Raw genomic sequence first — 5,188 nt, 5'->3', positions numbered from 1 at the left:
GGGGGTGTCAGTCATTACTTTGAAAATCATGGAAGATACTCACGACAAGAGCGAATTCTAATTTCACGGATGCTGACAGCCGCTAGTTCCCGGATTCTCCGGATCATTATGAAAGAACCAGGTCTTACAAGAGGAGATCTTGCGCTGCATCTCGGAGTAGCAGGACCTACGGTAACCCGGAGTGTACAGAGTTTAATAGATGAGCAGTTGATCCAGGTAAAGCGGGATGGAAGGTTTACAAGATATTATCCGGACGGGGCTGTATCCAGGGAACTCACTCGGGAAAACCTCCTGGCATTCTCCCCCCAGAATCCAGGTAAACACGAGGTACCATGCCCCCGATAATGGTAGGGTAAGGAATTGATTTAATAAGGAATATAGTATAATGCTCATTGAATGAAGCTATCAGAGGTCTCTTTTATCACCGGTCCGGTCAAGTTTCTATTTCTAATGACATTTTTTGTTATCGTAACTATCGGATCAGCATCCACCACACCTGATCTGAATCAGACCACGACAACTCAGGCAGCAGGGCCTGATTACGAGATTGTTACCGTAACACTACCAGTACAGACCTCCTGGATTGAGCCGGGAACTTCAATACATCCCAATATATCCATCCGGAATAACGGGTCTGCTGATGATTCCACAGAGCAGGTGCAGATAAAGGCGATGCTCGGGGATTACCTGTTAATATCTAAAAACAGCCAGATATCACCACTAAAAGGTGGAGAAGAGCGGATGATAAACCCCGATTACCTCGTTCCCACAGGTGTCCCCACGGGAGAGTATGATCTGACGGTTTCAATCCCTGTTATACACAATTCGGGAACTAATGATGGGAGCGGTAACCAGATATCAGCATCAGAACCGGTCAACATAAAATTGATCACCTCCAAGGCAAAAGTGAACTCTTGCGGGTGTTCTAAACCTAACAGTTGAATTACACCCTGCATTAACGGTTGATAAGATGACCGAAGAATTGCAGGAAGATTACACCAAACAAATAGATCGGGAAGAGTTGGTCCAAAATAGATCAGGACTCATTTTGGAGATCTACACTTTCATCCTGCAGACCCAATCCTTTCAATTCGGCTATGAATTCATCCACAGAACTATATCTATCGTGTTTATCGAGTGCCAGCATTTTTTTCAGCAATGGATCATATTGGGAATACCCCGGGTGAGTAAGACCCAGCGGGAGATATACTCCAGACACAAAGCCCCCCTCACCGTCATTGGAAACTGAACCATCCGGGTAGGGTGTTTTTCCAGTCATCAGCCAGTACCAGACTGCTCCAAGTTGGAAAATGTCGGTTCTTTTTCCGAGTTTCCCAAATTTTTCCCGGGAGATCTGTTCGGGGGCCAAACAGAGAGCAGGAGACACAGTTTCAGTTCCACTTCGTGAGACCGATTCCTGGATAATCCCTGATATCTTCGGGGTCATCGGCTCATCCAGCAGAATATGACGAGGAGAAAGGTGGTAATGCCTGACACCTTTCTGATGCAGGTATGAAAGTCCCAACGCAATCTGCTCAATAATCACGACCATTGCCTCTTCAGGAACCGGATGTTCAAGGTCACTCAGTGTCCGACATAACCTGTTAGAGCATTGAATTCCGGATGCATACTCAAGTTCAAGGAAGAGGGCTGGAGTGAATTCAGCACGAAACATTTTGAGCACATTGGGATGCTTTAACTGGTATAATACGGATATCTCGGTGAAGAGGGAGGAGCCAACGTCAGCACCTTCATGTGCAATCTTCAGAGCACGGAGTTCCCCGGTGTCATTGCGAAGAGCAAGAATAATAGAGGCAAATGCATCCTTTCCGAGGAGTCGTATAGGAGTATACCTATCGTTAAGAGAATCGGGAAACCCGGGTATTTTCGGTCTTTCAACTTCTTTTTTCTTCTCCTGTATCCGTTTCTCTTTTTTGGCAGCAATCTGTTTCAATATCTCCAGCGCTTCTGCCTGATTTGGATCCACTGCCAGTACCTCATTGAGCAGTGCCTCAGCCTCCTCTTCAAGACCCCAGGTGAGAAGAACCCCGGCCTGCCTGATGAGAGCATCGATATGTCCTGGCTGTTTCCGAACGAACTGCTGGAAATATTCATACGCTTTCTCCATCATCCCACGGGCAAGCAGAGCTACTCCCCGATTATAGGGGATCTGCATATACCGGAAAAATTCCTGACCTTTTTGGGAGAGAACCTTGAGGGAGATGGTCATCTCGTACTCATCAGTATCCGGCTCTGTAACCTCAACCGGCACCAGGGCTGACATTCCCGGCCCTAGTGATACCCCTTCAACCGAAAGGGATTCCTTTGATTGGTTCAGGGCAGAGAAATGAGCCACTGCAGATCGTGGTCTGACCTCAAGACGATCTAATGAGATCGTTACCGGTTGTAAGGCAGTGTCCTCTTTACCTGGCGAAATACCCAAACCGCCAGATTGCCCTTTTTCCTGGTCTGGACGATTTTTATCCAACATGTCGCGGGAAAATTTCCGTACGTTCTTCATCCCGCCTACTGCAACATCAATGACCTTCGGACCTGCATCTGAACCAGACCCGGGATCAGAACCCGGAGATGCCTGCTCAAGAAGGGATGGATGTGAATGGTACTTGTCCAGCAGGTCTTTTTCCTCCAGCGATGATGCCCCGTCCAACTGCCGTTTGGTACCCATTGTCTCCAGATTCTCTTTATCTTCAGACTCCTGCTTTCTTCGGAGACGAACACCTCGGACCATTAGTGCGATACAACCAACAATAAGCAGCGAGACAATACCAACCAGGGGGATATTTGCTTCGAGATACTCAAACAGTGTCCCGTTGGATACTACGTTGATCTTCTTCAGATCAATGACAGGCTCAACCGTTACATTTCCAATAAATACCCGTGAAAGCGTGCTCTTCTCAACGTGTACCGGAATAGTCCGGGACACGATCCCACTTACGATAAGGTCATACGAACCTGGTTTTAGATCAGGAATAATACAGGGAGTGGTGCCCATCGTTTGCCCATTCAGTGAGATCGAGAGATCAGAATACACACTGTCAACACTAATCGAGCCGTTCAGCGGTGATGAAACCCCGTCGGTCGGAACAATAATTATCTTTTTAGACCAGACTTCGGTGACTCTCTTCTCACCCTGTGCAGTCTGAAAGGCTACATAAAATGAGATGGTATAGTCACCGGGAAGCGCAACCGGGAGAAGAGTCAGTGCAAACGAGACTTCTTTGCCGGGAAAAACAGGTGCTTTCTCAGAAATTTCAACAAAAGAAGGAAGGGCTACCACTTCGGTGAGGTTTCCTCCATAAACCATTCCAATGCGGTGATTTTTCCGGTCCCAGGACACCAGTCCGCTATTCCTAAAGGTCACCAGCACCGGATACGAACGGCCAGGCTCTAACCGGTCAGGTATCGTATCTTTGACATATGAAAGCCCAAAACCCACGTCGGAATAATCAGAATACTGCTCCTCTGCACCAGCCACAAAAACCAGCAGCATAAGGGAGAGCAGGATAAGGGTTACAAAAACCGGGATTCGGGGCATATTTATTCTTAATCAATCAGATTCACATGAAAAGATATCTACATATCGGTTCATCAACGATGGATCTGATTAGACTGAGGGAAGAGCATCGAGATCAGTTAGAAACTCTTCTACGGTTGCATATCGCAATTTTTTCTCAACCGCAAGCATTCGTGACAGGATATGATCATAACGGGCAAGGTCACTCCTGATTTCAGAAGGCAGAATCAACCTGACATCCTTTTCATGCCACTCAACGGTTGCCCGGTCAGCAGTCTGCCTTGAGTATGGGAGAGACCCGGTCAGGAGTTCATAAAAGATCACCCCGAGTTGATAGATGTCAGTCTTTCGTCCCGGATTCCCAAAAACCACTTCATCCTTCTGTTCAGGAGCAATATACGCTGCGGTCACCTCTCGCGTATCAGATTCGGGCACCGCGAATCCGAGTTCATTCTTACCCCTGGCATAACCCGAGATCTTTGCCTGCATCTTTGGGGTTAGCAGAATATCTCCTGCCTGCAGATGATAATGCCTGATTCCCAGACCATGAGTGAACTTGAGACCTGCAGCAACATCACGTATCAGCGAGACTGCATACTTCTCCCGAATCGGTTTGGGTAAGGCTGACAGAGAGGTGAGCGCTCCTCCCCGATACCGGATGCCCTCAAGAAATTCCAGATCAAGAAACGTGAGTTCCTCTTCAAATTCAGCCATATACAACCGCACGATATTGGGATGGCGGATGTTTTTCCAGACCGACGCTTCTTTCTGGAGGATCTCACTCGTTGCATGTTTGGCATGAGAGACCTTCAGGGCGCGAATGCTTCCGTTATCTTTTTTTCTGACCTTGAATACCCGGGCATAGGGGTCATCTCCAGCCACACCAAGGGGTTCATATCGGTCTTTCAACCCGTCAGGGAATCCAAACGGATTAGAAATATCCTGATACTGCTGATCAACATCAGTAACCTTCAGATCTTCGGCATCTTCTCCTTTCAAACCCTTCCGATCTTTCTTCTCGCCTGATCCCGGCTTTTTATCTTTCAGTTCATCAGAACGTGATTTTGTCTGCCCTGATGTTTTCGTACCCCCGGCAGCCCCACGCTTTGTCCCGGTTTCCCCGATACCGGAACCTGACCCATCAGAGCCGGCTGATTTGCCTTTGAGACCTGATTTGCGTGAAGTACTTTTTCCTTCAAAGTTTACCGGGACAAAGGTTATCGGGCGGACGAGCAGCTTGAGCGGATGTTTCTCGGGAAACCGTTTTGTGTCCATCATCAGCATCTGCAGCCCAAAGAACAGGATTGCGATAGTGAGGATCAGAAGAGGGAGATTTGCTTTCAAAAATCCAAGTAGCGTGTATCGTTCGTCCTTTTCAATGGAGATCTCGGTTTTATTTGTACTGGTCAGATCAACCCTGAGTCTGCTAACCGAACCCGCTTCAACCTTTACCTGTGTGAATTTGGTTTTGTATTCAGGAGAAGAGACACTCAGGTCATAGGTAGCAGGCATTAAATCAGGAATCGTGAGTGGTGTTTTTCCCCGCACATCTTCCCCAATTCGAACCTGTGATCCGGTAGGTATTGATGAGACAATTATTGAACCAACAGAACCTGATGAAATTCCATCCTGTGAAATAACCCGGATGGTTTT

4 protein-coding genes are annotated in these 5,188 nt (G+C 47.5%); 2 read left to right on the top strand and 2 right to left on the bottom strand.

Going from position 1 to position 5,188, the window contains the following annotated elements:
• Together LUQ50_RS15845 and LUQ50_RS15840 are read left to right on the top strand one after the other, a co-directional pair.
• Positions 1–345, top strand: a 345-nt coding sequence (locus LUQ50_RS15845) for a winged helix-turn-helix domain-containing protein (RefSeq protein ID WP_300041407.1), incomplete at its 5' end; no start/stop codon positions are given.
• A 51-nt stretch (positions 346–396) separates the two neighbouring features.
• Positions 397–942 carry a hypothetical protein gene (locus tag LUQ50_RS15840; protein ID WP_300041405.1) on the top strand — a complete coding sequence of 182 codons (546 nt, stop codon included), beginning with the start codon at positions 397–399 and terminating at the stop codon, positions 940–942.
• A gap of 94 nt (positions 943–1,036) precedes the next feature.
• Here the strand turns inward: LUQ50_RS15840 and LUQ50_RS15835 are convergent, their stop codons facing one another.
• Together LUQ50_RS15835 and LUQ50_RS15830 are read right to left on the bottom strand one after the other, a co-directional pair.
• Complete coding sequence (locus LUQ50_RS15835; protein ID WP_300041403.1) at positions 1,037–3,556, bottom strand: protein kinase; 2,520 nt, start codon at positions 3,554–3,556, stop codon at positions 1,037–1,039.
• 69 nt (positions 3,557–3,625) lie between these two features.
• Positions 3,626–5,188, bottom strand: a 1,563-nt coding sequence (locus tag LUQ50_RS15830) for a protein kinase (protein ID WP_300041401.1), incomplete at its 5' end; no start/stop codon positions are given.

Origin of the sequence: Methanospirillum sp. (assembly GCF_028679455.1) — an archaeon.
Taxonomy (GTDB): Archaea; Halobacteriota; Methanomicrobia; order Methanomicrobiales; family Methanospirillaceae; genus Methanospirillum.
The sequence above is the reverse complement of the archived record's forward strand: the minus strand, read 5'-3'. Positions and strand labels throughout refer to the sequence as shown.

Excerpts from the sequence above, each read along its gene's own strand:
- LUQ50_RS15835 (WP_300041403.1), bottom strand. The coding sequence starts at position 3,556 with ATGCCCCGAATCCCGGTTTTTGTAACCCTTATCCTGCTCTCCCTTATG.
- LUQ50_RS15840 (WP_300041405.1), top strand. The coding sequence starts at position 397 with ATGAAGCTATCAGAGGTCTCTTTTATCACCGGTCCGGTCAAGTTTCTA.